At 70.2% G+C, this 23,150-nt stretch carries 23 protein-coding genes; 3 read left to right on the top strand and 20 right to left on the bottom strand.

Annotated features, from left to right (window positions below; all coding sequences use genetic code 11):
* Nucleotides 1-428: 428 nt before the first annotated feature.
* From ACFQGD_RS11200 to ACFQGD_RS11125, 16 genes are all read right to left on the bottom strand, one after another.
* On the bottom strand, nucleotides 429-3,380 hold the full coding sequence (locus ACFQGD_RS11200; RefSeq protein ID WP_345400483.1) for a BTAD domain-containing putative transcriptional regulator: 2,952 nt from the start codon (nucleotides 3,378-3,380) through the stop codon (nucleotides 429-431).
* Complete coding sequence (locus tag ACFQGD_RS11195; protein ID WP_345400486.1) at nucleotides 3,377-3,805, bottom strand: hypothetical protein; 429 nt, start codon at nucleotides 3,803-3,805, stop codon at nucleotides 3,377-3,379. The genes ACFQGD_RS11200 and ACFQGD_RS11195 overlap by 4 nt, the downstream gene beginning before the upstream one ends.
* Nucleotides 3,802-4,260: a TadE family protein gene (locus ACFQGD_RS11190; RefSeq protein ID WP_345400489.1), complete on the bottom strand. Its 459-nt coding sequence runs from the start codon at nucleotides 4,258-4,260 to the stop codon at nucleotides 3,802-3,804. Before ACFQGD_RS11190 ends, ACFQGD_RS11195 begins: the two co-directional genes overlap by 4 nt.
* Complete coding sequence (locus ACFQGD_RS11185) at nucleotides 4,257-4,670, bottom strand: TadE/TadG family type IV pilus assembly protein (RefSeq protein WP_345400492.1); 414 nt, start codon at nucleotides 4,668-4,670, stop codon at nucleotides 4,257-4,259. Before ACFQGD_RS11185 ends, ACFQGD_RS11190 begins: the two co-directional genes overlap by 4 nt.
* Entirely contained in the window at nucleotides 4,670-5,125 is a 456-nt protein-coding gene (locus tag ACFQGD_RS11180) for a hypothetical protein (protein WP_345400495.1), read from the bottom strand. The genes ACFQGD_RS11185 and ACFQGD_RS11180 overlap by 1 nt, the downstream gene beginning before the upstream one ends.
* A 39-nt stretch (nucleotides 5,126-5,164) precedes the next feature.
* On the bottom strand, nucleotides 5,165-5,419 hold the full coding sequence (locus tag ACFQGD_RS11175; RefSeq protein WP_345400498.1) for a hypothetical protein: 255 nt from the start codon (nucleotides 5,417-5,419) through the stop codon (nucleotides 5,165-5,167).
* A gap of 66 nt (nucleotides 5,420-5,485) precedes the next feature.
* On the bottom strand, nucleotides 5,486-6,391 hold the full coding sequence (locus ACFQGD_RS11170) for a type II secretion system F family protein (protein ID WP_345400501.1): 906 nt from the start codon (nucleotides 6,389-6,391) through the stop codon (nucleotides 5,486-5,488).
* Nucleotides 6,388-7,329 (bottom strand): type II secretion system F family protein, encoded by a 942-nt coding sequence (locus ACFQGD_RS11165; protein WP_345400504.1) that lies wholly within the window; start codon nucleotides 7,327-7,329, stop codon nucleotides 6,388-6,390. Before ACFQGD_RS11165 ends, ACFQGD_RS11170 begins: the two co-directional genes overlap by 4 nt.
* Nucleotides 7,326-8,843, bottom strand: coding sequence for a CpaF family protein (locus ACFQGD_RS11160; protein WP_345400507.1), 1,518 nt, complete (start codon nucleotides 8,841-8,843; stop codon nucleotides 7,326-7,328). Before ACFQGD_RS11160 ends, ACFQGD_RS11165 begins: the two co-directional genes overlap by 4 nt.
* The gene (locus tag ACFQGD_RS11155) at nucleotides 8,840-9,667 is read right to left on the bottom strand and encodes a hypothetical protein (protein ID WP_345400510.1); all 828 of its coding nucleotides are present in this window, start codon (nucleotides 9,665-9,667) and stop codon (nucleotides 8,840-8,842) included. The genes ACFQGD_RS11160 and ACFQGD_RS11155 overlap by 4 nt, the downstream gene beginning before the upstream one ends.
* 40 nt (nucleotides 9,668-9,707) lie before the next feature.
* Complete coding sequence (locus tag ACFQGD_RS11150) at nucleotides 9,708-10,406, bottom strand: SAF domain-containing protein (protein WP_345400513.1); 699 nt, start codon at nucleotides 10,404-10,406, stop codon at nucleotides 9,708-9,710.
* A 100-nt stretch (nucleotides 10,407-10,506) separates the two neighbouring features.
* Entirely contained in the window at nucleotides 10,507-11,364 is an 858-nt protein-coding gene (locus ACFQGD_RS11145; protein WP_345400516.1) for a hypothetical protein, read from the bottom strand.
* Between the two features lie 86 nt (nucleotides 11,365-11,450).
* Nucleotides 11,451-12,017, bottom strand: a complete 567-nt coding sequence (locus ACFQGD_RS11140; protein WP_345400518.1) for a hypothetical protein — start codon at nucleotides 12,015-12,017, stop codon at nucleotides 11,451-11,453.
* A 77-nt stretch (nucleotides 12,018-12,094) separates the two neighbouring features.
* Nucleotides 12,095-12,874: an A24 family peptidase gene (locus tag ACFQGD_RS11135; protein ID WP_345400521.1), complete on the bottom strand. Its 780-nt coding sequence runs from the start codon at nucleotides 12,872-12,874 to the stop codon at nucleotides 12,095-12,097.
* Nucleotides 12,875-13,122: 248 nt separating this feature from the next.
* Nucleotides 13,123-13,563, bottom strand: a complete 441-nt coding sequence (locus ACFQGD_RS11130; RefSeq protein ID WP_345400524.1) for a winged helix-turn-helix transcriptional regulator — start codon at nucleotides 13,561-13,563, stop codon at nucleotides 13,123-13,125.
* Between the two features lie 286 nt (nucleotides 13,564-13,849).
* Nucleotides 13,850-14,344 carry an NUDIX domain-containing protein gene (locus tag ACFQGD_RS11125; protein ID WP_345400527.1) on the bottom strand — a complete coding sequence of 165 codons (495 nt, stop codon included), beginning with the start codon at nucleotides 14,342-14,344 and terminating at the stop codon, nucleotides 13,850-13,852.
* Between the two features lie 388 nt (nucleotides 14,345-14,732).
* Between ACFQGD_RS11125 and ACFQGD_RS11120 the strand changes: the two genes are divergently transcribed.
* Complete coding sequence (locus tag ACFQGD_RS11120; protein WP_345400530.1) at nucleotides 14,733-15,782, top strand: NAD-dependent epimerase/dehydratase family protein; 1,050 nt, start codon at nucleotides 14,733-14,735, stop codon at nucleotides 15,780-15,782.
* 25 nt (nucleotides 15,783-15,807) lie between these two features.
* Here the strand turns inward: ACFQGD_RS11120 and ACFQGD_RS11115 are convergent, their stop codons facing one another.
* The 4 genes from ACFQGD_RS11115 to ACFQGD_RS11100 all read right to left on the bottom strand — a co-directional run bounded on the left by ACFQGD_RS11115 (nucleotide 15,808) and on the right by ACFQGD_RS11100 (nucleotide 21,700).
* Nucleotides 15,808-17,112 carry a hypothetical protein gene (locus ACFQGD_RS11115; protein WP_345400533.1) on the bottom strand — a complete coding sequence of 435 codons (1,305 nt, stop codon included), beginning with the start codon at nucleotides 17,110-17,112 and terminating at the stop codon, nucleotides 15,808-15,810.
* A gap of 179 nt (nucleotides 17,113-17,291) precedes the next feature.
* Nucleotides 17,292-17,654, bottom strand: coding sequence for a hypothetical protein (locus ACFQGD_RS11110; protein ID WP_345400536.1), 363 nt, complete (start codon nucleotides 17,652-17,654; stop codon nucleotides 17,292-17,294).
* Nucleotides 17,655-17,676: 22 nt separating this feature from the next.
* Nucleotides 17,677-18,915 (bottom strand): helix-turn-helix domain-containing protein, encoded by a 1,239-nt coding sequence (locus ACFQGD_RS11105; protein ID WP_390221039.1) that lies wholly within the window; start codon nucleotides 18,913-18,915, stop codon nucleotides 17,677-17,679.
* Nucleotides 18,916-20,494: 1,579 nt separating this feature from the next.
* Nucleotides 20,495-21,700, bottom strand: a complete 1,206-nt coding sequence (locus ACFQGD_RS11100; RefSeq protein WP_037366834.1) for an IS110 family RNA-guided transposase — start codon at nucleotides 21,698-21,700, stop codon at nucleotides 20,495-20,497.
* A 230-nt stretch (nucleotides 21,701-21,930) separates the two neighbouring features.
* Here ACFQGD_RS11100 and ACFQGD_RS11095 point away from each other — a divergent pair, with 230 nt between their 5' ends.
* Together ACFQGD_RS11095 and ACFQGD_RS11090 are read left to right on the top strand one after the other, a co-directional pair.
* The gene (locus ACFQGD_RS11095) at nucleotides 21,931-22,449 is read left to right on the top strand and encodes a hypothetical protein (protein WP_345400544.1); all 519 of its coding nucleotides are present in this window, start codon (nucleotides 21,931-21,933) and stop codon (nucleotides 22,447-22,449) included.
* A 475-nt stretch (nucleotides 22,450-22,924) separates the two neighbouring features.
* Complete coding sequence (locus ACFQGD_RS11090) at nucleotides 22,925-23,074, top strand: FxLD family lanthipeptide (protein WP_167756515.1); 150 nt, start codon at nucleotides 22,925-22,927, stop codon at nucleotides 23,072-23,074.
* Nucleotides 23,075-23,150 lie beyond the last annotated feature (76 nt).

Below are 23,150 nucleotides of genomic sequence, written 5' to 3'. Positions count from 1 at the left end.
GTGAGGTGAGAGGCCCGTACGGAGTGGTTATCGTGACCAGTCTGGCTCGTCGGCCGCCCGCCGCAAGGCTGGCTGAGCTGCGGTGTTGTGGCGTGCAAGGGGGCCAGTGGGGGGTCATCCTTAAGACGACGTGCCTTCGACGTCCAGGACGACGTCCAGGATGACCCCCCACTGACACCGTCCTCGGCGGCTACACCACCCTCGAATGAGCTCCTGCCGGTGCGACTGGTCGCCGGAAGCCCTGCGCTCGTTGCGATGAGATGAATTGCGGGAGCGTGAGCCTTTTTCGTCCGCCGATGCGGTTCTATGTGGTTGTGTCGACGGAACGTGTACTTACTCATTATGGGGCCTGGTTGCCGGTTTTTGGGTATTTCGTTGTGTCTGGACCGGAGTGGAACACACCTTTATGTAGAGCGGAAGCGGCAGAATTAGTGCTGCGGGACGGGTGCTTTATCGAGCAGTGCGGTGGTGTCGGGATCGGGTTCGAGGTCGAGATCGCGGAGATTAGCTTGCAGGCGCCGGTAGGTGGCCTGCGCGGCATCCAGGCGGCCGAGGTCGCGTTGCAGCGCGATGGTGCGCCGGTAGAGGGCTTCGGTGTAGGGATCCCAGGTGATGGCGACGGCGAGTGCGTCGAGCGCCTCGTCGGGGTTGTGGTCGCGAACTTCGCCCGCGAGTGCGACGAGGGCGTCAACGGCCTGGCTGCGCCAGTGCTCGGCCACGGGTTCGGCCCACGAGTACGGTGCGCCATCCAGCGGGGCTCCGGCCCGGCACACCCGGGCGAGGCGGCGCAGCGCCGCCAAGCGGGCGTCGGGGTCGCTGGTGGTACGGGCGCGGGTGAGGACGTCTTCCAGCTCCCACACGTCGGCGGTGATGGCGTCGGGGTCAAGGCGGTAGCGGCCGGACTCGGCGACCACGAACATCGCCTCGTTCTCACCGGTGGCTTTCCGCAGGGCCGAGCGGGCGTAGGAGATGGCCTCGTGCAGGCGCGCGGCGGGCTGGTCGGGCAGGACCGCCTCGCGCAGCGTGTCCGCGGTGATGCCGTGCTGGTGGGCGGCGAGGTAGGCCAGTACTTCGCGGGCGCGGGCACGCAGGCCGCGGACGTGGTTGCCATGGGCGTGCACGCGCACCCCGCCGAGCAGCCGCACCACCACCGCCGGTTCGTTCTCGTCCGCCGTCGTGGCGTGCCCGTTGTCCTGCGGGACACGGGCAGCGGTAGCGGAGTCCACGCCGCGGTCGCCCGGTGCGTCGTCTGCCTTCGCGTGGTCGTCCAGGGTGGTGTCGTCGCGGGGTTGACGGGGTGCGGGGGTGCGGGCTGCGGCCAGCAGGTGCCAGACCTCGTCTGCTTCGGCCGGGGTGAGGGTTTCGGCGCGTGCTCCGGCCACCGGTTCGGTGCCGGGGCCGTGCGCGGCGGTGATGGTGCCGTCGGCGTCGAGGGTCAGGTGCGTGAAGTCGCCGGCCTCGTGAAGGTGCTCGTCCAGGAGCAGGGCGTGGATTCCGACCGCGCGGCCTTGGTCGAGCAGGGTGGCCCATTCCCGCCGATGCTGCGGGGACGGGCGGACTGCCACCAGCAGCAATGGCACCGGCTCGGCGCTCTCGCCGGGCCGCTCCTGGTGGCCGTCGTCGCCGTGGAGGTCGGCGTCGAGGTGGTCGTCATCGCGCAGCCGGGTACGGCGGGCGAGCTCGGTGCGCAGCCGCGCCAGCGCCGCGGTCTCGTAGTCGGTGACCTCGACTCCGGGAGCCTGCTGCAGCGCGAGGTCGTCGCTTCCGGCGATCAGCTCGGCGGTGGCGGGGTCGGCCAGCAGTGTCTGGGCCGGGTAGCGCGCATCGACGGCCAGCACGGTGGCCAGCACGGCGCGGGCAGCAGGCGCGGCCCCCGGGCCGGTCAGCGCGAGCCCGGCCGTGGCCGACAGGTCCAGCGCCTGGGCGGTGGTGCCGGTGTGGGCGGTGATCACCGGCGCGGGCGGCGGCCAGACCCGCCGTCGTCCGGCCGTGAGGGCGTCGGCCCCGTTGCTGCGGTCGAGGGCATCCTCGTCCTCGTCCGGATCGGTGTCGTGGCGGTGTGTGGCGCGGTGCGCGGCGTGGTCGAGGGTGGCGATCACCGAGCCGGGCTGCGCGGGATCGGGAGGCCCTTGGTGGTTTTCTGCTGGCGTGAGTCGGCCGGTCGGGGTGCGGCGAGCGCGGCGGCGGCGCCGCGCGAGGACGAGCAGGACGGCAATGCTCAACGCCAGGCCGAGCCCGACCAGTCCACCGCCGGGAAGTTCCACCGGCGTGTTCTGGTCAGCCTGCGCGCCCTTGTCCTGTTCCGGGCTCGACGAGCTGGTGGGTGGCGCTGGCGCTGTGGGTGCGCTGTTCGGCGGCGCGGGCGGCGGTGGGGCCGGGCTGGGTGGCGCGGCGGGTGGTTCCGGTGCGGCAGGGGTTGGTGCCGTGGCGACTGCGGTGGGTAGGTGGATCTGCCAGCCGGGCAGGAGCTGGTCGGGGTGGCGCAGTACGCGCCCGTCGGGCTGCGGCAGCCCGCGGTTGGCCTCGAACAGTGCGGTCCACGCGTCGGGGTCGCCGAGTTCGCGTTCGGCGATGGCGGAGAGGGTGTCGCCGGGCTCGACCGGCACGGTCCGCGCGCCGGACCCGGCCTCTGACCTGTCGGCGGGCAGGTTCACCGCGTCCGGCGGCAGCAACAGCACATCGTGCGGATACAGCTCGTGGGCGTTGGGGATGCGATCGGCGTTGAGGACGGCGATCTCGTGGTAACGGCGGCCGTCGCCGAGGTGGTATTCGGCCAGCCCCCACACCGTGTCTCCCGGGTGAGCGGTGATGCGAGGGCAGTCCGGCTGTACCGACGGGTCCACCCAAGTCCGGCTCGGCTTCTGCTGTGCCGGCGAGTTCGTCTGCTTCGACACCGGCTCGGCGGTGGCGTGAGTCTGCTGTGGAGGCCGGTGCGGCGCGGTGGCCACGATGGGGCTGCCGGTGGTGGGCAGGGCGGTGGCAGTGCCGGTGGAGATCAGTACCAGCGCTGCGGCGACGAGTCCGGCGAGCCATCGGCCGCGCGGAACCCGGGCCAGCACACCGCGGGCGGTGCGAACTCCCTGCCTGGTCTGGCGGATCACCTCGGCCGTGACGGACAAGGTGAGCAGCAGCCAGCCCGCCCACGCCACCGCGACCACAAGCACGACGACGAGGTCACCAGTGAGCCACGCCCACCGCACGGTGTTCCAGATTCGTTCGGGCCATTGGCTGATCGGAGCCGCCTCCGGCCACTGGTCGGGAATCAGACGGGCGGGGTCGGCGCCGAGCGCAAGGAGTCCGCAAGGGATCCCGACGACGAAGGCGAGCAGGGCCAGCGCGGCGAACAGGCCACGCAGCCGCTGCGCTGCTGGGGAGGTCATGGCAGGCCGCCGTTGCGGGTGCCGACGCCGAGCTGGGCCAGTGCGGTGCCGGTGGCCTGGGCGCTGCCGCCGAGCAGGCCGATGGTGGTGGGCTCGGTAACCGTGACCGTCACGCGGACTGCCCGGGGGCCGGTGATGGTGACCTGGCCGGGATGTCCAGCGCGGGCGAGGTAGTCCGCGGCGGTACGAGCGGCACTGGCGGTATCGACCCCGACGTTGGGGCTGCGGGTGTCCACGGCGGTGTTGGCCGCGCGCGCTGCTTCGGCCGCCAGCGCGTCGGCGCGGGAGACCGCCCGCAACCTGACGGAACCATCCACCACCAACGCGAGCACTAGGAGCAGCGCGGGCACCAGGACGGCGACCATCACGCTCACCGACCCGGCATCCCGCGGCGGTGCTGGTGCCGTCGTTGCTCGGGCGGTCATGGGATGCCTCGGTACGGGTCGACCGGGCTGGTGAAGTCACCCGTGATCGTGCGGGTACCGCCGGGGACCGGGAGGGCAAGATCACCGAGCGGAACGCGGCACGTCACGCTGGCCCGGACGTGACCGGCGCGGCCGACCGCGATCTGGCTGGCATCGACGGACACGCTGGACTCGCGGCAGGTGATGCCCTCGCGCGCCAACCGTTCCCGGGCAACCTGAGCTCCGGCCTGCTGTGCCGCTGCCGGGCCGCGGGCGATCGAGGCGGCACGTGCCGCGGCGGTGGCGGCGTTGTCGACCGCCTGCTGCGCCGAGGACGTGCGGGCACCGGCGACGATCAGCAGCCCGACGAAGAGCACGGCGGGCACGAGCACGGCGGCCTCGACGCTGACCGAACCCGTATCACTCCACCGCCGCGACCGCAGGCTGTGTCGAGGGAGTCGGGTACTGCGGCTCATGAGTTGCCTCCGGCGGCCAGGGGCACGGTGAAACGCTCCTTCACGGCCCGCGCCGTGGCGGAGACCTCGATGTCCAGGCCCGGAATGGGCAGCAAACGCGGAGCGGTACCCGACACAGTGACCTGCACGTTCTCCGCGGTGACCGCGGCCTGCACCTCGGGGGCGGTGAGCACGCCGCTCCCGGCCCTGGTGGCGAACGAGTGCGCGACCTGGGTTGCCGTGGTGTTCGTGGCGCCGACTGGGCGACCGGCGTCGACTCCGGCTTGCGCTGCTTGGCTGGCGACGGCGTGTGCGTGCCACCACAGCCCGCCCTGCACCGCCGAGAGGATCAGCAGCAGCACGACCGGGAACAGCACGGCCAGGCCCACCGACTCGGAGCCGGTGTCGTTGCCCAGGCCGCGTCGCAGCATCACCCGACCTCCGTGGTGACCGGCTCGGGCGCGTTCGCTGAGTCGTTGCGGGGCGCGGGAGGTTCGCGCCGGGTGGATGGCGCGTCCGCCGTCGGTGTGTCTCGTGTGGACGATGCTGGGCTCGTGGCGGTCTTCGTGCTCGATGCGCGCCCGGCGGGCTTCTTCCGCTTGGGGCGGGCCGTTTTCCGGCTGTTCAGCCATCGGTTTAGGTCCGCTGCGGGGATGTCGGTGAAGCTCGCCAACTCGGCGATCTCCATGACGTCGGTGGATTCGGCGAGCACGTCGCCGAGCTCGCGCTCGATGTCGCTGAGTTGTTCCGCGATCGCGGCCCTTTGCTGGGCGAGTTCGCCGACCCGTTTCGCGGTGGCCGAGCGTTTCGCGCTCCGGGCGGCGTCGGCCTGTTCAACCCGGCGTTCGATCTCGTCGGTCGTCGCCATCGTGGTCGTTCCCTTCATCGACTCCTCCACGCCAGTCACCGGCACGGCGCGGTCTGGTTACTGGAGCTGGCCTTGGTATTTCTGGACTACGGCTCGGATCGCGAAGGCGAGCCCGATCACCACGGCCAGGCCGATGGCAACGAGCACCGCCTTCTCGACCGACTCCGATCCGCGGTCGCCGGAAGCGCGTACGCGCTCCCAGCGGTCTTGCACGGTGCTGGCCAGCGTCAGCACCAGGCTGGTCAGGACCAGCACGAGCTGCGTCGGGTGCTGCTGCGCGCCGGTGACGATGTGGCCGACTTTCTTCGGCATTGGTCTCAACTCCTTCGGGTCAACTGCGGATCTGTTGTGCCGCAACGGTTTCTTGTCCTGGCTCGGCTAGGCGCCCCCAGCGAGGAGCCTGATCATGGCCGGGTACATGACCAGCAGGAGGAACGCGACTAGCAGCAGCGCCACCGGAAGGGCGAGGCGTTGGGAGCGGGCGTTGGCGTCGGCCTTGTCCGCCGCCAGTGCCGCGGAACGCAAGGCGCCCGCCTTCGCGATCAGCGTGCTGTAGATGGCGGCGCCGTCGGCGGCGGTGGCGAGGATGTCGGCCAGGTCGGCGAGTTCGACTACACCCATCCGTTTTCCTAAGCGGGACAAGGCTTCCCACGGGGTGTGCCCGGCGCGCATCGCTCGGCCGAGCGTGCGGCTGATTCGGGCGAACACCCACGAGTCACCGACCGCGGCGGCTTCGCCCAGCGCCTGGCTCGGCGCGCGGCCGGTGGCGCGTTCCTGGGCCACGAGGTCGAGGTAGGCCGCAGTCGCGCGGCGGAACTCCTCCCGTGCCCGGGTGGCGTCCTCGTGCACGGCCAGGACCGGCACCACCGACCCCGCCACGGCCGCGACCACCGCGGCCAGCACCACCACGGTGGTGGGAAAGCCGATCCCGGCGAACCACGCCAGCACCGCCACCGCAACAACGGCCGCGACGGCGCCTACGGCCCAAGCCAGGCGCCGGGCGACATAGCGCTCGGGCGTCTGGTCGAGCACGTCGAGGTCCGCGGTGGGGATGCCCCACCAGCGGCTCGATGACCGAGCCGAGTAGCCGGCGAGTCGCTCCAGCCGAGTCGCCCACCGGCCCCTCGGCGGAGCGCCGTCGGCGCGGCGAGCGGTGCGGTCGTCCAGCTCGGCGACCGCGGCGGCCAGGTTGACCGGGGCCGGGCGCACCAACGCCAGGATCACGCACACGACCGCCAATCCAGCCAACGCGCCCAGCACCGCAGCGGTGAATCCGGGACTCATCGCGACACCACCTCCCCGGCCGGGGCGACCACGGCCGCTTTCCGCGTCGGTTTCGGTGCCCCCACCGGGGTGCGCGAGGCCACGCCGAGCAGCCGCGCGGGGCGGCGAGTTCGGGTCAGGATGTGCATCCACCACCCGGCCGCACCCAGCAGTCCGCCGATCCCGGCCATCACCAGCTGACCCAGCACATCGTTGAAGGAGGTGAGGAATTCGTGGGCGAAGAACACCAGCCCGGCCAACAAGACCGCGGTGATGCCGAGGATCGCGCGAACGTCGGTGCGGGGTTTCGCGCGGTCGGCTTCGATGTCGCGGCGCGCGACCACCTCGGCCTCCAAGGCGCGGGCTTTGGCGTCGAGGATGTCGACCAGGCCGCGCCCGCCCGCGCGCGAGCGCAAGATCAGTGCAAGCACCACCTCGTCGGCGGCTTCGTCGCCGACGTCCTCGGCGAACGCGCGCAACGCCTGCTCCAGGCCGCGGGTGCGCAGCCGCACCGCCAGGGTCTCCACTTCGGTGGCGAGCGCCTCGGGTGCGGTGCGCGCGGAGCTGGCGATCGCCTGCTCCAAACCACCGGCGCCGGAAGCGAGTACGTCGGCCAGGCGTCGCACCCAGCTTGCCAACGCGTCGAGCCGGGTAATGAGCCGCTGGGCGTCGTGTCCGCGGGCCAGGATCGGCACCGTGATCACTCCGGCTGCGGCGATGATCGCGGCGACCGGCCAGCCGGTGGCCCACCACACCACCGCGCCCGCGGCCACGGCCAGCAACACCCGGCGCAGCGGAACCCGGGCGACGACCGCTCGCCAATTCAGCAGTCCGTTCGGCGTGGTTGCTCGAGCGGACTCGTCCGGCTGCCGCGGCGCAGGCGGCAGGAACGCGGCCACGGCGCAGGCAACCGCCAGCACCGCCGCCAGGCCGAGCAGCCAGGGCCACACTGTCGTCATCGCAGACCTCCATCCGGGAAACCAGCGGTGTGCCAGGCGCCGGAACCGGCGGCGTCGAGCGCGGCGCGGTCGAAGCCGTTTCGCTCCAGCCGCTCCAGCAAGTCGGCGCTGGGTGCGTAGGCGGGGACGGCGCGCCCATCAGACGGGCGAGGGCCGAAGATCCGGGTCGTGTCCGGGCGGCCGGAATCACCGACCGGGCCGACCTCAATCACCTCGGAAACGAACCGTTCCCGACGCCCGGGATGATCGGCTCGGGCGACGTGCACGACCAGGTCGATCGCCGAGGCGGTCCACTGGTGCGCGGCATCGATCGCCAGCGGTGGATCCGCGAGCTGCCCGAGCGCGCCAATCCGGTCGAACACCGCCGACGCGGAAATGGCATGCAGCGTGCACATGCCACCGGTCGCCCCGTTCCCGAGCGCGCGGAGCATGGCGGTGACTTCTCCGGCGCGAACTTCGCCGACGATCACGCGGCTCGGCGAGTGCCGCAGCGTCTGCTTGAGCAGGTCGTCCAGGGTGATCTCGCCGATGCCCTCGGAGTTCGCCGGGCGCGCTTCCAGCGGAGTGACCAGCGGCCGGGGGCCGATGTGCAAACCGAGCTCGTACTCCTCCTCGACCGTGACCACATGCTCGGCGTCGGGGATCTCGCTGCACAACGCGCGCAACAAGGTGGTCTTCCCGGCAGCGGGGCCGCCGGAGACGATCACGTTGCATCCAGCCCGGACTGCCGCACGCAGGAACGCGGCGAGCAACGGGTCGAGGGTGCCGTTGGCGACCAGGTCGTCCAGGCCGACATCGACCAGTCGGTGGCGGCGGATCGCCACCCGCGGCCGGTCGGACACCTCCATCACCGCCGCGACCCGTGCTCCGAGCGGGCCACCGGCGGGAATCCGCAAGTTCCCCAAGGGGCGCCCGGCGTTGAACTCGCGCGATGTTTGCCCTTGGCGGGCGAACATCGCCGCGAGCATCTCGACCAGCTCGGCGTCGGTGTCGGCGACCGGATGCGGCCACCGTTCGATCGAGCCGTCCGCGAGTTCGAGGAAGACGTGGTCGCAGCCGTGCACGTGGATGTTCTCCACGTCCTCGCGCTCCAGCAGCTCCTCCAACGCGCCGAGCCCGGACAGCGCGGCCACCACCGCACGTGTCAACCGCCGTTCGTCGTCGACCGGCAGCGGCGCCTGGCCCGCGGCGGCGCGACGTTGCACCCAGGCCGTGACTTCCTCGGCGACGTAGGCGCGCATCCGGGCTTGCTGCTCGTCGACCGACAACGGCGAGTCCAGATGCGTTTCCCCGGCGGCAACCCGTTCCAGGCGGGCGGCGACCGACTCCCGGATCGCGCGCACGGCCTGCGGGTCCAGGAACCCGCCCGCCGCGCCGTCCTGCGGTCCTGTGGGCGCGGGCGGCGCTGCTGGCCCGGTCCCCGGGGCACCGGCGAACGGGGGCGACGGGTTGGCCGGACGGTGGAGGGGCGTAGGGCCGGTGGTGGGGCGGTAACCGTTGTGTGGCAACGTCATCGAGCACCTCCGGTGAGCACGCTCGGCGAGACCGGCGCAGCCGGTGTGCGCAGTTCCGCCGGGGTGTACTGGTGGTAGGTGCCATGCAAGCGGCGCGCCGCGCGGCGCACGCTGCGCAGCAACGGCGACCGGCGCGGCAGCGCGCCTGCGTCGGCGCCGTCGGAGAACACCGCTGCCGCCCGCGCATCCGCAGCCACCTGCACGCCCGCCTCCCGGCCCAGCGCCGCGCGGACTTCCCGGCTGCCCGCCGGAGTCGTGGCACACACCGCCAACCCGAGCCGCTGCGGCACGATCCGTTCGGCGAGTTCGGCCAGCAGCGGGCGCGCGGCCAGGATGTGCCGCTGGGTCGGGCGCACCGCCACCAACACCAAGTCGGCGGCCAGCAGCAGCGGCCACGGGGTGAGCGCGCTGTAGCGGCCGACGTCAACCAACGCGTCGGCCGGGTGACCGGAAGTGGTCTTGAACGCTGCCAGCGCGGCGGTCAACCTTGTCCACCCGGCGGTGCCGACCGCGGCGTGCTGGCCCGGCGCGCTCAACCCGGCCAGCAGCCCGACGTGCCGGGCCGCAGGCACCTGCTGCACATGGTCGAGCAGCGTGGCCGGGTCGCCCGCCGTGGCGTGCCGGGTCGCCGTGGCATGCGACAACACGCCGAGGTCGGTGCGGATCGTGCCGTCCACGACCCACTGGCCGAGCCAGCCTGCTGCGAGGTCGCCCCCGGCGGGGTCGCAGTCGGCCAGCAGCACCGGCGCGGGCCAGGAGGCCGCCAGCGCGGCCAGGGTCGTGGTCGCGCCGGGTGCTCCCTTGCCGGAGACGATCGTGATCATTGCCAACGTTCTCACCGTCCTTTGCAGACAGTCGGTGCTGCTAGGCGCCGGGTCCGAGTTGGACCAGGACCACCTGGCCCGCGGCGGCGCTGCTTGCGGCCTGCGCGGTGTCCGCGCCGACCAGGACATCGACGGTGACCGCGCCGGTGGAGTCCGGCGGGCCGACGCCGAGCACGCGCGCGCGGAACGGCCCGGCCGTGCTCGCCGTGGATTGGCTCGCGTCGGTTCCGGTGCCGCTCGCGACCGGGGTCACCTGGACCAGGTCGCCGGGCGCCAACCCGCGGGCGGGCAGGTGCCCCGGCTTCACCGGGAGTCCGACCAGGCGTTCGCCCGGCCCGGGAACCGGTTGCGCGGTGAGCTGGCCGGGCGCGAGCACGGTGCCCGCGGGCAGCGTCGAGCGCGCGACCTGGCCGACCACCCCGGCTCGGTCGCTGGCGGAGATGGAAGCCAGCCGCTGGTCCGGGACCGCCTTGGCCACGCCGAGATCACCTTCGCCGATCCGCTGGCCCCACCCGACGTCGCGGGTCAGCACCAACACGTCGACCCGCTCGTCCTGCCCCGCGATCAGCGCGTAGTTGCCGTACGCGACCACGGCGGCCAGCACGACCGCGAGGCCCAGCAGCCACCAGCGGCGCCGACGCGGCACCCGCGGGCCATCGCCCTCCTCGCCCTGGCCGGTGAGCCCCGAGTCGCCGCTGCGCGGCTGCGGCGGCCGGGAAAAAGACACAGCAGTACCCACTGGGGTAACTCCTTCCCCATTCCAGAAATGTTGTTGCCTTATTTCCGCAGAATGCGAGAAACGAATCTGTCGCAGAATGCGGTTGTCAAAGTCCTGTTCGTCAGTTCGCGCGCAGGGCCTGCACCTCGGCGACCGCGAACGTGGCCGCGGCCCGCGAACTCATCTGCGGGAAGTCCCCGCCGACCTCGGCCGTGCCGTCCGAGCCGACCCAGCTCACCGACCACTGGATCGCCCACTCCGCCGTGGCCTGGTCGTTCGGCTGCCCGACCGACGACCGGGTGTAGACGAACCCGCAATCCGGGCTCGCAGCGTGCAATCCGTACGAGCGGTCATACGGCGTGCCCGGACCCGAGCACGACATCGAGCCGCCGGTGCCGGAGTTGAAGGACATGCCCACCGGGGTCGCGGTCACCTCGGCCCAGACCGGACCCACCTGCACTCGCTGCACCGCCGGATGCCACACGCTCCGGTCGGTCCACACCCAGGTGTTCTCCCCGACGATCGTGGCGTCCCGCCCGTCCGGCAATCGCACATCGGGCGAGTGCCGCGGCACCGGCAGAGGAAGGCGAAGCTGCTCGAACGCCTGCGCCGCCAGCTCTGCCGGAGTCGGCAGTGGTGGAGCGGCCGGCGCCTCTGGCGCGGGCTCGGCCGGAAGAGGTGGCAGGCAGCGCATCCCGAACGCGCTCCCACCCGGGCGGCCGCCACCCGGTGCAGCGCCAACGCCGAACCCGCCGAGGAAACACCCGGGCGGGATTCCGCTCGGGGGCTCCGCGGTCCCACCAACACCGACTTGCCGATCCTGACCGGACTTCGACGGCGGGCCGCCGGGCCGGACCGGAGCCTGCCCCCGCTTCTCCAGCGCTTGCATGTCAATTTGCGGCGGCGCGTAGCGGCCCGACCGGTCGCCCGGTACCACGATGACCTGACCGTCGTCAGCGCTCGGCGGATCCTCTGCCATCGCTGGTGAAGGCGACACGGTCATCGATCCAGCAACTACTGACCCGGCGATCAAGGAGGTGATCAGCCCGCTTCTACGCCCCAGCATCAGCAGGTCCCGCCGGGAAACGAGATCTGGGCGACCTTCCACTTGCCGTCGCTGGTGTCGCGCTTCAACGATCCGGTGACCGGATCCCGTGGTACACCAACGGTTTTCCGGTCACCGGTCTTGGCGTCTGCTTGGCCGGTGCGGGAAGCATCCTGGCAATCGACCACCTTCGCGGTGTCGCCATTGACTTCGACCGACACGATGCGAACGGTGACATCGCCGTAGAGCTTGATGCCAGACTGCTTCTGCGAGCGCATCGCGTTGAGCGTCGTCGTGAGCTGGGGATCAGTCGCCACCGCGGCCACCGTGTCGTGCCAGGTGTCTTCCGGCTTGTCGTCGGCGTGCATAGTCTGAGGCCAGAACTGGGTGTAGGCGGCCTCGACCGCCTGCCGCTGGTCCTGCCCGGACGTACTCGGCGCCGAGGGGACCTGCGATGGAGCCGACAGGGCGGGTGACGACGTCGGTGCCGGAGCATCCCCACCGCTACAGCCCGCCACCAGCATGGGCGACAGAGCCGCACCTGCCAGGGCAACGAGCTGGGACCAACGACGGGTGCCGACGATCATCACGAGTACCTCCCCTGTGCGTCCGATATCGATGTCCGAGCTGACCTTCCTACCCCCGGCTGCGCGCGGCTAGCCAGCTACGCGAACAGCATGCTGACCAAGGCCCCGGCCAGCAGGGACGGCCCCGCGGGAAACTGCGAATTCATGCGTCTGGAGCAGACCGCGACCACGAGCGCGACCACTGCGGTGAGTCCGCTGGCCATCAGGAGTCCCCGCAGCAGCCCCTCCAAGCCGAACCAGCCCAGGTACAGCGCGAGCGCCCCGTACAGGGCGGTGTCCCCGCCTCCCGTGTGGTTGGGTGCCCACGCCTGCACCAGCGCGGCCAGTGCGAACACCACGACCGCCGCGCCGCAGGCGAAGCCGAGCTGCGCCCAACGCTCCTCGATCGCCGCGGCGCCGAGCAAGGCCACCATGCCTCCGCCCGCGAAGGCCGTCACGAGCGGAAACGGCAGTCGCCGACAACGCAAGTCGGTGAGCACGAGACCGCATCCGAGCGCGCAGGCCCAGGACCACGCGAGCCAGATCGGTGTCGTCCCGAACCGGAGCCACCCGACCCAACACAGCGCCGCGGTCACCGTCGACACCACGGCGAGCGTCACGGCGCGGGCGAGGCCCCGGGCCGTGAGCGGCGAGCCGACCGTCCGCTCCGCGAGCCTCAGCAACGCTGGCCCGGCCAGCAGACCTGCCGCTCCGAGTGCCCACGGCGCCATCGAGACCACGAGCACCTCCGGAGTGAGCGCAGGCGGGCCAGCGATCACCGAGAAGAAGTTCGGGGGCACCGACCCCCGACAGACCGGTGCCCCCAGATCCGCCGTGCCGGGCCGGAGCCTGCTGGACCGCCTCGGGGAGCGGCCCATGAATCGGAGCCGCAAGTCCGGCTAGTTCCGCCGCCGATCTTGGAAACCTCGACATAACCCCACCTCCCAGCGCGCTGACCTGCGGTTGTAATCGATTACCCCACATGTACGCGGTCTGGCTAGCAACTTCCAGCCCCATCCCGTTCACCGACGCGGCGGTCAACGGGAAATTCCACCCATTTGGAGCAACTTCGGTCACAGAGAGCAGTCAAGTTACCGGCAAGTGGACTAGGCTCGTGCGCTTTCCGTTACTTCGACGCTCGGCGGCGGCCCGCGGAGCGAATCTTCCCCGCGCGGCGGTGTCGCGGGGAGCCGTCGGCATTCTCGAACAGCTCGGCGTGGCGGCGCAGCCACGCCTGCATGCTCTCCAGAACGGGCAGCAACTCGGCGCCAGCGTCGGTCAGTCCGTACTCGACCGAGCGATCCCAACCCTCGGAGAGGGTGGTCTTGTACACCAAGCCCTCCTCGGTGAGCACGCGCAGCGCCTCGGTGATCCGGCTTGGGCTGAGGGTTGCTTTCGTGCCGTTCCAGCGATCGCGGAACGGCCACTCGGCAGCCATCCGCGCGAGGTCGCGTGGGCGGCGAGGACCGTCTCGCAACAGCGCGAGCACCGCCAGATCCCAGTTGCTGTGGAACAGCTTGCCTATGTTGTACGTGTCGACCGCCAGCGTCCAGTCGTTCGCGCGCATCAGCCCTCCCCTGATTGCCCGCCAACGCCGGATTCCAAGCCGTCAGCGGGACCGCGGTGACCGCGTCGAACACCAAGGTCGTTGGTGTTCGGCAACCCCCACGCCTGGTCGCATCGCACGTTCCCCTTAACGTGCGGAGACAGGTGAACCATCCACGCTACCGGCGTCGGTCACAAACCCGCATCATCATCTTGTGTGTCCGAATCCTACAGACGAGGCCGACAAAATGACCTCGCGTTAACGCTCAGTAGTTGATCTGGGAGAGGGTGTGTGAGCCGCGCTGAGGTCAGTCTTCGCCGCCGTTGGGCGCAGAATCGAGCCGGGGAGGCCACCATGCTTCATCACGGAGCGTTCCTACCGGAAGCCGCCGCCGCACCAGCGGCGGGTAGAGGTCGGCGGCTTCGATGTCATCCCATCGGATCCACACGGCTTCCCACAGGTCGCTGCGGCTGGCGACCTCGACGTCGTCGGTGCCGACCAGCGAGGTGTCGAACACCAGGTTGATGTGGTTGCCCTCGGGCCGCGGTTCGTCCTCGATCGCGGTGTGGAAGGCGAGGTCGCCGACCTCGGCACCCAGTACTTCACGCAGACGCGCGCGCAGGCCGCCGCAGACGGTCTCCCCGGAATGGATCGCGCCGCCGGGCAGCATGTGCCACCGTTGCTCACGATGCCGCAGCGTCAGCAGGAACTCTTCACCGAGCAGGCGAGCGATCACTGCATGCACGGAGACCGCCGTCGTCAACTCCGCAGTCGGCCCGGCAGCGCCTCGACCCTCACTCATCTCGCGCACCTCGCTCGTCGTAGCCGTCGGAGGTCACCCGGTTCCGCCGCCTCCGCTCGCCGACCCACGCCGTGCGGACCCCTGACTTCGATGTCGTGCTCCGCACGACAACACCCCCTTGACACGACCACGAAGCGTTTCCGATCGGACAACTGCGGCTCGCGCCGTCACCCGTCTGGGCGCACGTCCTACCAGGTCTGTACGCCCGTGTCGAACCTGCCTTACCCACCGTGAAGCGGTGAACGGTGAAGGCATATCCTGCTCTGCTCGCCATCCAAGCTGGATGCTGCGGGTCCCCTCCGACGGGCAACTCGCGGCAGCGACGAGGTGACGCGGTAATCACCGGGGCGCATAGCGCAACCGCCGAGCCATTCGTCAGGATGACGGCATGGCTCGTTTGCTGGTGCTCGGCGGCTCCTGGTTCCTCGGCCGCGCCGTCGTTGAAGAAGCTCTCGCCCGCGGCTGGGAGGTCACTACCTTCCGGCGTGGCCAGACCGGACACGACGTGGCTGGCGTGACCCCCATTCGCGGTGACCGCACGAACCCCGATGATCTCGCCCGGCTGGCCGCTGGCGGCCCGTGGGACGCGGTGGTGGACACCAGTAGCTTCGTTCCGCGCGAGACGCTCGCGGTGGCGAAGGCCCTCGACCCGGTGGTCGGCCGATATGTGCTGATCTCCACCGTGTCGGTGTACGAGGGGTGGCCGGTAGAACCCCTGACCGAGGAGTCGAGGGTGCTCGACTGTCCGAGCACCGCCGGCCCGGACTTCGGCTTCGACGGCAACCCCGGACCTTCGATCTACGGCTTCACCAAGGCAGGATGCGAACGCGCCGTCACCGAGGTGTTCGGTCATGACCGCGCTGTGCTGCTGCGGCCCGGCGTCATCCTCGGCCCCTACGAGTACGTCGGCCGTCTGCCCTGGTGGCTCCACCGCGTCGCACGCGGAGGCCGGGTTCTCGCTCCCGGCCAACCGCACCGGAGCATCCAGCCCGTGGACGTCCGCGACGTCGCTACGTTCGCCCTGCACACCGCCACCGCCGACGGACCGGTCGGCACGTTCAACGTGACCGCCAGCGGGCGCGAGACGATGAGCGACTTCCTCACGGCATGCCAGCAGACGACCGGCTCGAACGCGACGTTCACCTGGATCACCGACGAGGAATGGCTCGTCGCCCAGGGAGTCGCGCAGTGGACCGAGCTGCCGCTGTGGCGCACCTACCGCGGCGCCTGGGCCGTCGACTCCGTCAAGGCACGCGACGCTGGCCTGATCACCCGGCCGCTCCTCGACACCGCGACCGACACCTGGGCGTGGCTGCGCAACGGCGGAGATGCCGTCGCACACGAACGCGCGAGCGAGCAAGGAATCGCGCCGGACAAGGAGCACGCGATCCTCGGCACCTGGGACGCGCGCGAACGCGATCGTTGCGGCAGCCAATGAGCGTGCTACTCGGGCGGGTGACCGCTTAGTTCCCGGACGGCAGGGCCGGGCGGGCGGTCACCCGGGCGAGGCTGGCGGCAGTGAAGTCCTCGATCGCCTCGCCGATATGCCCGGCCTCGACCGCGCCGCGGTAGCGGGTGGTCCCGAGCAGACGGCCGAGACCATGCAGCCGCTGCGCGATCGCCTCGGTTCGGCGAGCTGGCTCGAGTTCGAACACCGGCCCCAGCGCGTCCTGGGCACCGGCCAGGTCGCCGTGCAACGTCCTGGCCGTGGCCAGGTCAACACGAGCGCCCAGCGCACCGGCGCCCCACCGTTCCTCCTCGGGCATCTGGTTGAACAGCGCGAGTGCGCGGCTGGCTTCGGATTCAGCCCGCTGGCCGTCGCCGAGCGCGACGAAGGCCGCGCCACCGCACAACGCGGCACGCGAACGGTCGAAGGCCAGCTCGCCGCCGATCTCGTCCAGGAAGCTGTCCTCGCCCGCCCGGTCGAGCTCGGTCGCCGCGGAATCGAGTTCGGCCTGGGCCTCGTCACGAGCACCGATCAGGGCGAGCGCGCGGGCGTGCACGCTGTGCAGGCGAACCCGCGCCGTCCCGGCCGGGGCGGTCTCCAACGCGCCCTCGGCGATGGACACCGCCCGGCGCGGGCGGCACCACAACGCGACGGTGACCTGCAACGCGCGCGCCCACGCCCGCAGTGAGGGGTGATCGATGACGTTGCCGTAGGTATGGGCGGCCCGCGCCTGTTCCTCGGCCACGTCGGCATGTCCGAGATCCCAGGACACCGACGACAGCAGCCCGCACACCTGTCCGGCGAGCAAGTACAGTTCCGCCTGCTGGCGCGGCTTGTGGGTCCGGTCGAGCTGGTCGTAGACGGTGTCGCGCAGTTGCACCAGGTCGGTCAGCATCTTCAGGGGCGGGGTGACGTAGTACGCGCGGGCGGCACGCCCGGCTGCCGCGTGCAGGTGCTCCAGCGCGGTTGGGTCGATGGCCGAGGACGACTCGATGGCGTGCTCGGCGGACTGGCGAGCGGCGTTCACGATCAGATCCTGTTCACTCCGAGGGGACTTGCGGTGCGAGGCAACCTCGGCCTTCGGCGGACCGAGTAGCTCCTCCACAGGTTCGTCGAACCAGCTCTCCAGCACACGGCACGATTCCGCCCGCGGGGTACCGGGATCGCCCCGGAGCCACCGCTTCGCCGTCCGCTCGGACGTATGCGCGTGAATCCCGGCTTCCTTGGCGTGCTCGGGAAACTCACGCACGAAGTCACCCAGCGAAAGGTGACGCGCGAACAGCAGTTGCTCCAGCCGCGTACGTGGTGTTCTGTCGACCATCCCGTGCCTCCTGCCCGTCACCGTAACCAGCAACCATCGCTCGCGCGCGCAACAAGCGCCAGTGGCCTCGATCTGGCCCCAAATGGCCCTTGTTTGGCCCGGGACCGCTCTGGAAGGACCGCGGTGTCAAGGGGGAAGGGCGGTGCCGGTCACCTGAACCGACGCGTCATCGCCTCACGTCACTGAGACGACTGCTCAATCCGTTCGAAGATGTCCGCATCGGTTTCGCGCTGCCATTCCGGGAGTTCTGACCAGTCGGCTACGTAGGCTGGCTTCGGCTCCGGGATGTGCTTGTAGATCTGCGCAGTCCAGCAGGTGGCGACGAAGCGTCCCTTCTGCTCGCGGGTGAGCTTCGCCGTGTGCCCGTTGCTCAATTCCACGAAGGCTCGAACTTGTTCGTACACTGCCGCGGCGCTGTGCCGTTCCCAGTCCGGTGTCTCCTCCCACGGCGCGACGTAACTCGGCTTGGGCTCGCCGGGGTAGTGCCGCTTGACACCGGCGATCCAGGCTTCGCGGAAGATGCGGCCGGGCTCAGAAGACACGGGCAGGCTCCTCATACGTTGATCAGTTAGCGGTGGTGGTCAAGTTGGTGATCTGACGGTCAAGGTGGCGCACGTGACGGTCGGCGAGCATCGGCTTGAGCTGGGGCTGCAAGAGGCTCAACTTGCGGCCAACGTAGCCGGTTGAACCGGTTTGTCGAGCGGCATCGACCGCCGCGCCGCCGTAGAGCACCGTTTGTTCGGCGTCGTTTCGTTGTGCGCCAACCGCCGCGAGATCGGCCAGGACACCGCCACGGCGCCGCACGGACAAACGCTGGCGCAGCGCCTCGTTGAGCGATGGCTCCGCCAGCTCCGGACGGCCAAGCTCGACAAAACAACTGCCACGTTCCTCGTCCAACCGCGAGTCGGTGAAACGAAGCCAACCGGTTGCTGCGGGCGAATCCAGTTCGGTGACGAGTGCGGCCGTCTCCAGGGCACGCTGGCACTGGACCGCGTCGCCGAGACCGGCGAAGGTCTGCGCCTGGACCGCCGCGACCCAATGCCGCGTCGGCAGAGCAGTGTCGCCGCGGCGCGCCAGATCGGCTGCGCCGTCAAGCAGCGGGGCGGCTTGGTCGAATCGGCGTTCGTAAACACCGATGAAGGCATGCCTGGTCATGGCGCACGCCCACAGGTCGGGAGCGTCGGCTTCCTTGCTGGCGCTGGCGGCCAGGGCGTAGCACTGCGCGGCTTCGCTGTAGCAATCGGCGTCGAAGAGGATCTCGCCGCACAACTGGAAGAGGTCTCCGGCCAACGTGCACAGCCGTTGGTGGGTGGATGCTGGCTGCGATCGCTGTAGATGTCCCGTCAGCACGTCGAGCTGGCGGCGGACCATCGGCAAGGCTTGCAGTTTCGAGGGTGACCGCGCGAACTCGTGCCAGAGGCGGCCGTTCAGTCGGCCGTATTCGTCCAGGGTCGCGGTGCCGACGCTGCCGCCACGGTCGGCTGCGGTCAGCCTGTCGATATCCAGATCGCTTGACGACGGTAGCGCCAGAAGCGACCCGGCCAGGCTCATCACCCGGAGCAGTTCGCGTCGATTCACAGCATCACCAACGGGAGACGGAGCAGCAGGCTGAATAGTTGCGGCCGGTGCAGGCTCGGCGGCTGCGTCCGCGGGTAGCTTGAACCACAACAGTCGAGCGGGGACTCGGAGAACACGCGCCCACTGTATGAGCTTGGCGAGGTCCTGCGTTGGCGGACCGTTCTCGATGCGGCTGAGTTGTGTTTGGTTCAGGCCAACCCATGCGGCGACGGTGCCTTGCGACAAGGGCCGACCATGCCACGGATGGGTTCGGTACGCCTGGATGACACGGCCGATGTGCCAACCGTCCAGAGCGTCCTGCATCCGGTCGGTCTCCCAGAACTCCGGCGGGACGACGGGCGGCTCGGCCAGGGCCGCCCGTGCCTGCTTCTGGCAGGCAGCACACGCCGTCCCGCCGTTGTCCGCGGCTAGGCGAGTACCGCAACGGCAATACCGGTGTCCGCCGTGTTTTCCCATGTCAGAGGCGCCTTACTCCGTGTAGCGATGACGTCGTATCGCAGCGTAGCCAACCTTATGCGTTCGTGGGAATCCCGGATATGCGCCGGATGCATACCGGCCAAGCGGAACACGTCATCCCAGGTCAGCGGCGCTTCCGTCACGGTGAGAAGCGGCGCACGAACGGGTGGCCCCCAACCGGCCGGTAATGGCCCCGGTTTGGCCTGCGAATGCGCCCCTGCTTCACCCGATGGTCATCAACGGCACGAACACGAACGCACACGGACGGGAGGCGCCATGCGGGCAAGCAACCGGAAAGACGAAAGCTCGGCCGGCGACCTTCGTCCGGGGCCGCGCGTACAGCACGCCATCTGGGTGACCTGCCAGGACGACGGGCTGGATCACCTTGTCTACGACGATGACATGGGGCGGGCGATCTGCTCGGCCGAGGCCGTGGGCTTCCGCGCGCTGTGCGGCCGGATGATCCTTCCCGCACCGATGGTGTGCCCGCCGTTCCCGATGTGTCCGGGATGCGTGGCCCAGCGGGATCGCGCCTGCCGCAGCCAGCGGCCGGGGCGCGGGGCGCGCGGTTCTCGGGCGGCGCGGCACCGTTCGCCTGGCTTCGTGCGCAGGCTCCTGCATGGTCTCCATGACTCCCTGGCCAGTTCTTCGTCCGCGGGGCGGCACGCTTCGTCCGGCGGACGGAACTCCGAGCGGGCTGGCCAGGATCTGCCCGCGGCGGGGCCGGGGAGCGTCTGCCCCCGACCCCGCCGCGTACCAACCGCTGATCCGGGCGCTGTGCTTCTGGCGAACCGCTCGGAGGGCGACCTGAAGAGCAGCCTCGCCGTGGCTGAGCAGTTCTGTCGGCAGCGGCGGCCACGCGACAACGACCCCGACCACCGCTGGCGGCGCACAACGAGGTGCGCAGGCGTGGCGCCAGCAGCGCACGGCACGAGCAGGACTGATCACCTGCCTGGCGAGAGCGCTCCTCGCCACCGTGCGTCTTCCCAGGCGTGGGCGAGCGCGCGGCATCGATCCCCCGACTCGCCGTCAGCCCACGCCGGGGGCCGCGCGGTCCACCCGCCCGCCGCGCGGCCCTCAGCCCCGCGGAATCGGAGGGCTGCGTAATGCGCGTTCTGACGCAACCAACGACGTGGGCGCTCGACCGCCACTACGACGACCTCGCGCACTTGCAGGAGACATGCGACGGCCAGCCGCGGTTGATCACTTCCTTCGACGGCCCGGTGCCGGTGGCCGCCTGCGGTGCGTGGCTCCGAGACGGAGAAGCGCCGTCCGGCACTGCCCGCCGGTGTCCGCAATGTACGGAGATTGACCGAGCGATCGGAGGGCTGGCTGTCTAATGCTTTTGTCAAGCGGCAGGGGTGACTGTGGTGTGGTTGGCCTGGTACGGCTGGCGGGTGCGCAGGATCGCGTAGAGAACCGTCACGCGGCGGCGTGCGAGTGCGATGAGGGCTTGTTGGTGTCGTTTGCCTTCGGCTCGTTTGCGCGCGTAGAACGCCTTGCTGGCCGGGTCGGCTTGGATAGCGCAGAACGCGGAGTGGTAGAAGACGCGTTTGAGGTTCTTGCCGCCGCCGGTGGCTCTGCGCAGGTAGTGCATCTTCCCGGACTGTTGCAGCACAGGAGCCAGGCCCGAGGCGGCAGCGAGCGCGTCAGCGCCGGCGAATCGGGCCAGGTCGCCTGCTTCGGCCAGGAATTCGGCGGTGAGGGTGGCCCCCATTCCGGGCAGGCTCCGGACGAGGGCCGCGTCAGGGTGCTGGTCAAGAACCTCGGCGATCTCGGAATCCACGGCGGACAGACGAGCGCGCGTGGTGAGCGCATCGTTGGCCAGCTCGCGCACGAACTGCGCGGTGCGGGTTTCGCCGGGCACCCGCACGCGTTGGTGTCCGGCGGCCTCGAGCGCGGCAGCGGCAAGTCGGTCGGCGCGGTCGCTGCGGACCCCGTTGCGGTGCAGGTAGGCGGTGATCCGGGCTCGTCCGGCCCGGCGGATCTCGGCCGGTGTGGTGTAGCGCGTCAGCAGGCGCAGGTCCCCGAGGTTGGTCAGGTCCAGAGCTCGCTCCAGGCCGGGGAAGATGCCGGTCAGCATGTCGCGTGTCCGGTTGATGCGGCGGGTTTGCTCGGTCACCAGGTCGCTGCGGCGCGAGACCAGCAGGCGCAGGTCGAGGGTCAGCTCGTCGTCGCCGGTGACCGGCCGCCAGTCCTCGCGCAGCCGCAGCTGGTCGGCGATGACCCGGGCGTCGCGGGGGTCGGATTTGTGCTCGCCGCCGCGGGTGCCGTGGCGGGAGCGGTTCACGGTCAGGCCGGGCACGTGCACCAAGCGGTGTTCGGTGTCCAGCAGCATCGCGGTGACCAGGCCCGCGATTCCGCCCAGCACGTCGATGCCCACTGTCGCCGGACCGTGCTCGGCGGCGGCCTGGGCGAGCTCGGCAATGAACTCGCCGATGGCGTCGGGCGCATTGTCCACTCGCCGCGATACAAGCTCCCGCCCGGTTTCAGCCACAACGATTGCGGCCCAATGGAATTCCTTGGCGATGTCGATGCCCGCCACCAGAGTCACGGCTCCTCCGGTCCTTCAGCGAACGGCTTGGCGCGGCAACCTCATTCCGCCGTCAACGCCCTACATAGCGATGGTCCGCAGCGCCTAATCAGCGGTCAGAACAAGGTGGCGGGACCGGTGGCGGAGCCACCTGAGCCATCGGGGAGCAGCGTGATGAAAGCCATGCCGATCCCGCCCGCGCCCACCGATCATTCCGGACGACCGGCGGCACGTCATGAAGGTAGGGCGTGATGACGCTCCGCGGTTCGTCGCCTGTGCTGAATCCCGGCGGCCAGCCCGCCGGACTCCTGCGTGATCTTGCCGAGTCCGACATCGCCCGCTGGCAGGTTCTCCGCCGCGCGGATCGTGGCCGCCTGTCGCTGCACGGTGATCTCGTGGTGGATGAGGGACGCCCGTTGCCGTCCTACCTCAACCCCACCCCGCATGGCCTCATCGACAAGGGCTTGCTGGCGGTGGCGCCGCACCACTTCCCGAACGGCGGCATCAGCGTTCGTGTCGAGCTGACCGACGCTGGCCGCGCGACGCTGGCGCGCCTGACTTCTGAACGGCAATACGGAATCCGGCGAAATGCGCGATCGAGTTCCGTCTCGACTGATCTCTGTCATCGAGTGAAGGAGTCCTCCATGTGGGAATGGACATTGGTCATTCTCTGCGCGGTGGTGTTCGTGATCCGGGTTGGGTATCTCCTCTTCGACCGCCCCAGCCCGTTGGGCACCGATGCGCAGCAGCGTGAGCGGGCTCGGAAATGACCGCGCCGGTACTCGCGCCGGAGAAAGGGGGCGACCAGCCCCCGGATCCCGGGGACTTTCGTCCGGTCGACCTCGAAACCCTGGAGCGCCTGCTGGCCGGGCTGCAAGCCTGGGAGCCGCCGCCGCGGTCACCTCGGGACGGCGACCGCCGACGGGACGATCCAGGTAGCACTATCCATTGGTATCCCGGGTATTTCACTGCTTCGCTGCACGCGGTCGAGCTGACTTCTGCGCCGCCATTGGTGTTTCGGGGCTTGCGGATCCGGTGGGCGGTGTGCAGTGCGCCCGCGACCGTGATCCAGGTACCGGAAGGCAAGGACCGCTGCGAGGCGTGCCAGGCAATTCTTCGCAAACGTGGACTCTTCGTCGAAACCAGCGGAACTCCGAGGAAGCCTGCCGACTAACGCAATCTTCGCGTTCTCCGGAATGCGAATGGAGAACCATTCATGACAGGAAAGGGAAGGGGGTGATTTCGGTGACCGCAGCTCTGATGGAAGCACCGCAGGTGTTCGAGTTGGACGTACAGGTGGAGACCGATCGGGTCCGGCCGGAGGCGATGGCCTGCCAGACCGACGACGGGTGTGGCTCGACCTGCGAGATCTCGGCTTGTCACTCGCAGAAGTGATACCAGCGGGCGGGCCAGCGTTCCCGACACCTGGCCCGCCCGCTGCCGCTGGTGTTTCCGTAATTGATCCTTGGAG

The organism is Haloechinothrix salitolerans, assembly GCF_042662605.1.
Taxonomy (GTDB): Bacteria; Actinomycetota; Actinomycetes; order Mycobacteriales; family Pseudonocardiaceae; genus Haloechinothrix_A; species Haloechinothrix_A salitolerans.
The sequence above is the reverse complement of the archived record's forward strand: the minus strand, read 5'-3'. Positions and strand labels throughout refer to the sequence as shown.

Bases quoted from the DNA above. Each gene is read 5' to 3' on its own strand.
- ACFQGD_RS11200 (WP_345400483.1), bottom strand. From the start codon at position 3,380: ATGACCTCCCCAGCAGCGCAGCGGCTGCGTGGCCTGTTCGCCGCGCTG.
- ACFQGD_RS11195 (WP_345400486.1), bottom strand. From the start codon at position 3,805: ATGACCGCCCGAGCAACGACGGCACCAGCACCGCCGCGGGATGCCGGG.
- ACFQGD_RS11190 (WP_345400489.1), bottom strand. From the start codon at position 4,260: ATGAGCCGCAGTACCCGACTCCCTCGACACAGCCTGCGGTCGCGGCGG.
- ACFQGD_RS11185 (WP_345400492.1), bottom strand. From the start codon at position 4,670: ATGCTGCGACGCGGCCTGGGCAACGACACCGGCTCCGAGTCGGTGGGC.
- ACFQGD_RS11180 (WP_345400495.1), bottom strand. From the start codon at position 5,125: ATGAAGGGAACGACCACGATGGCGACGACCGACGAGATCGAACGCCGG.
- ACFQGD_RS11175 (WP_345400498.1), bottom strand. From the start codon at position 5,419: ATGCCGAAGAAAGTCGGCCACATCGTCACCGGCGCGCAGCAGCACCCG.
- ACFQGD_RS11170 (WP_345400501.1), bottom strand. From the start codon at position 6,391: ATGAGTCCCGGATTCACCGCTGCGGTGCTGGGCGCGTTGGCTGGATTG.
- ACFQGD_RS11165 (WP_345400504.1), bottom strand. From the start codon at position 7,329: ATGACGACAGTGTGGCCCTGGCTGCTCGGCCTGGCGGCGGTGCTGGCG.
- ACFQGD_RS11160 (WP_345400507.1), bottom strand. From the start codon at position 8,843: ATGACGTTGCCACACAACGGTTACCGCCCCACCACCGGCCCTACGCCC.
- ACFQGD_RS11155 (WP_345400510.1), bottom strand. From the start codon at position 9,667: ATGATCACGATCGTCTCCGGCAAGGGAGCACCCGGCGCGACCACGACC.
- ACFQGD_RS11145 (WP_345400516.1), bottom strand. From the start codon at position 11,364: ATGGCAGAGGATCCGCCGAGCGCTGACGACGGTCAGGTCATCGTGGTA.
- ACFQGD_RS11140 (WP_345400518.1), bottom strand. From the start codon at position 12,017: ATGATCGTCGGCACCCGTCGTTGGTCCCAGCTCGTTGCCCTGGCAGGT.
- ACFQGD_RS11135 (WP_345400521.1), bottom strand. From the start codon at position 12,874: ATGGGCCGCTCCCCGAGGCGGTCCAGCAGGCTCCGGCCCGGCACGGCG.
- ACFQGD_RS11130 (WP_345400524.1), bottom strand. From the start codon at position 13,563: ATGCGCGCGAACGACTGGACGCTGGCGGTCGACACGTACAACATAGGC.
- ACFQGD_RS11125 (WP_345400527.1), bottom strand. From the start codon at position 14,344: ATGAGTGAGGGTCGAGGCGCTGCCGGGCCGACTGCGGAGTTGACGACG.
- ACFQGD_RS11120 (WP_345400530.1), top strand. From the start codon at position 14,733: ATGGCTCGTTTGCTGGTGCTCGGCGGCTCCTGGTTCCTCGGCCGCGCC.
- ACFQGD_RS11115 (WP_345400533.1), bottom strand. From the start codon at position 17,112: ATGGTCGACAGAACACCACGTACGCGGCTGGAGCAACTGCTGTTCGCG.
- ACFQGD_RS11095 (WP_345400544.1), top strand. From the start codon at position 21,931: ATGACGCTCCGCGGTTCGTCGCCTGTGCTGAATCCCGGCGGCCAGCCC.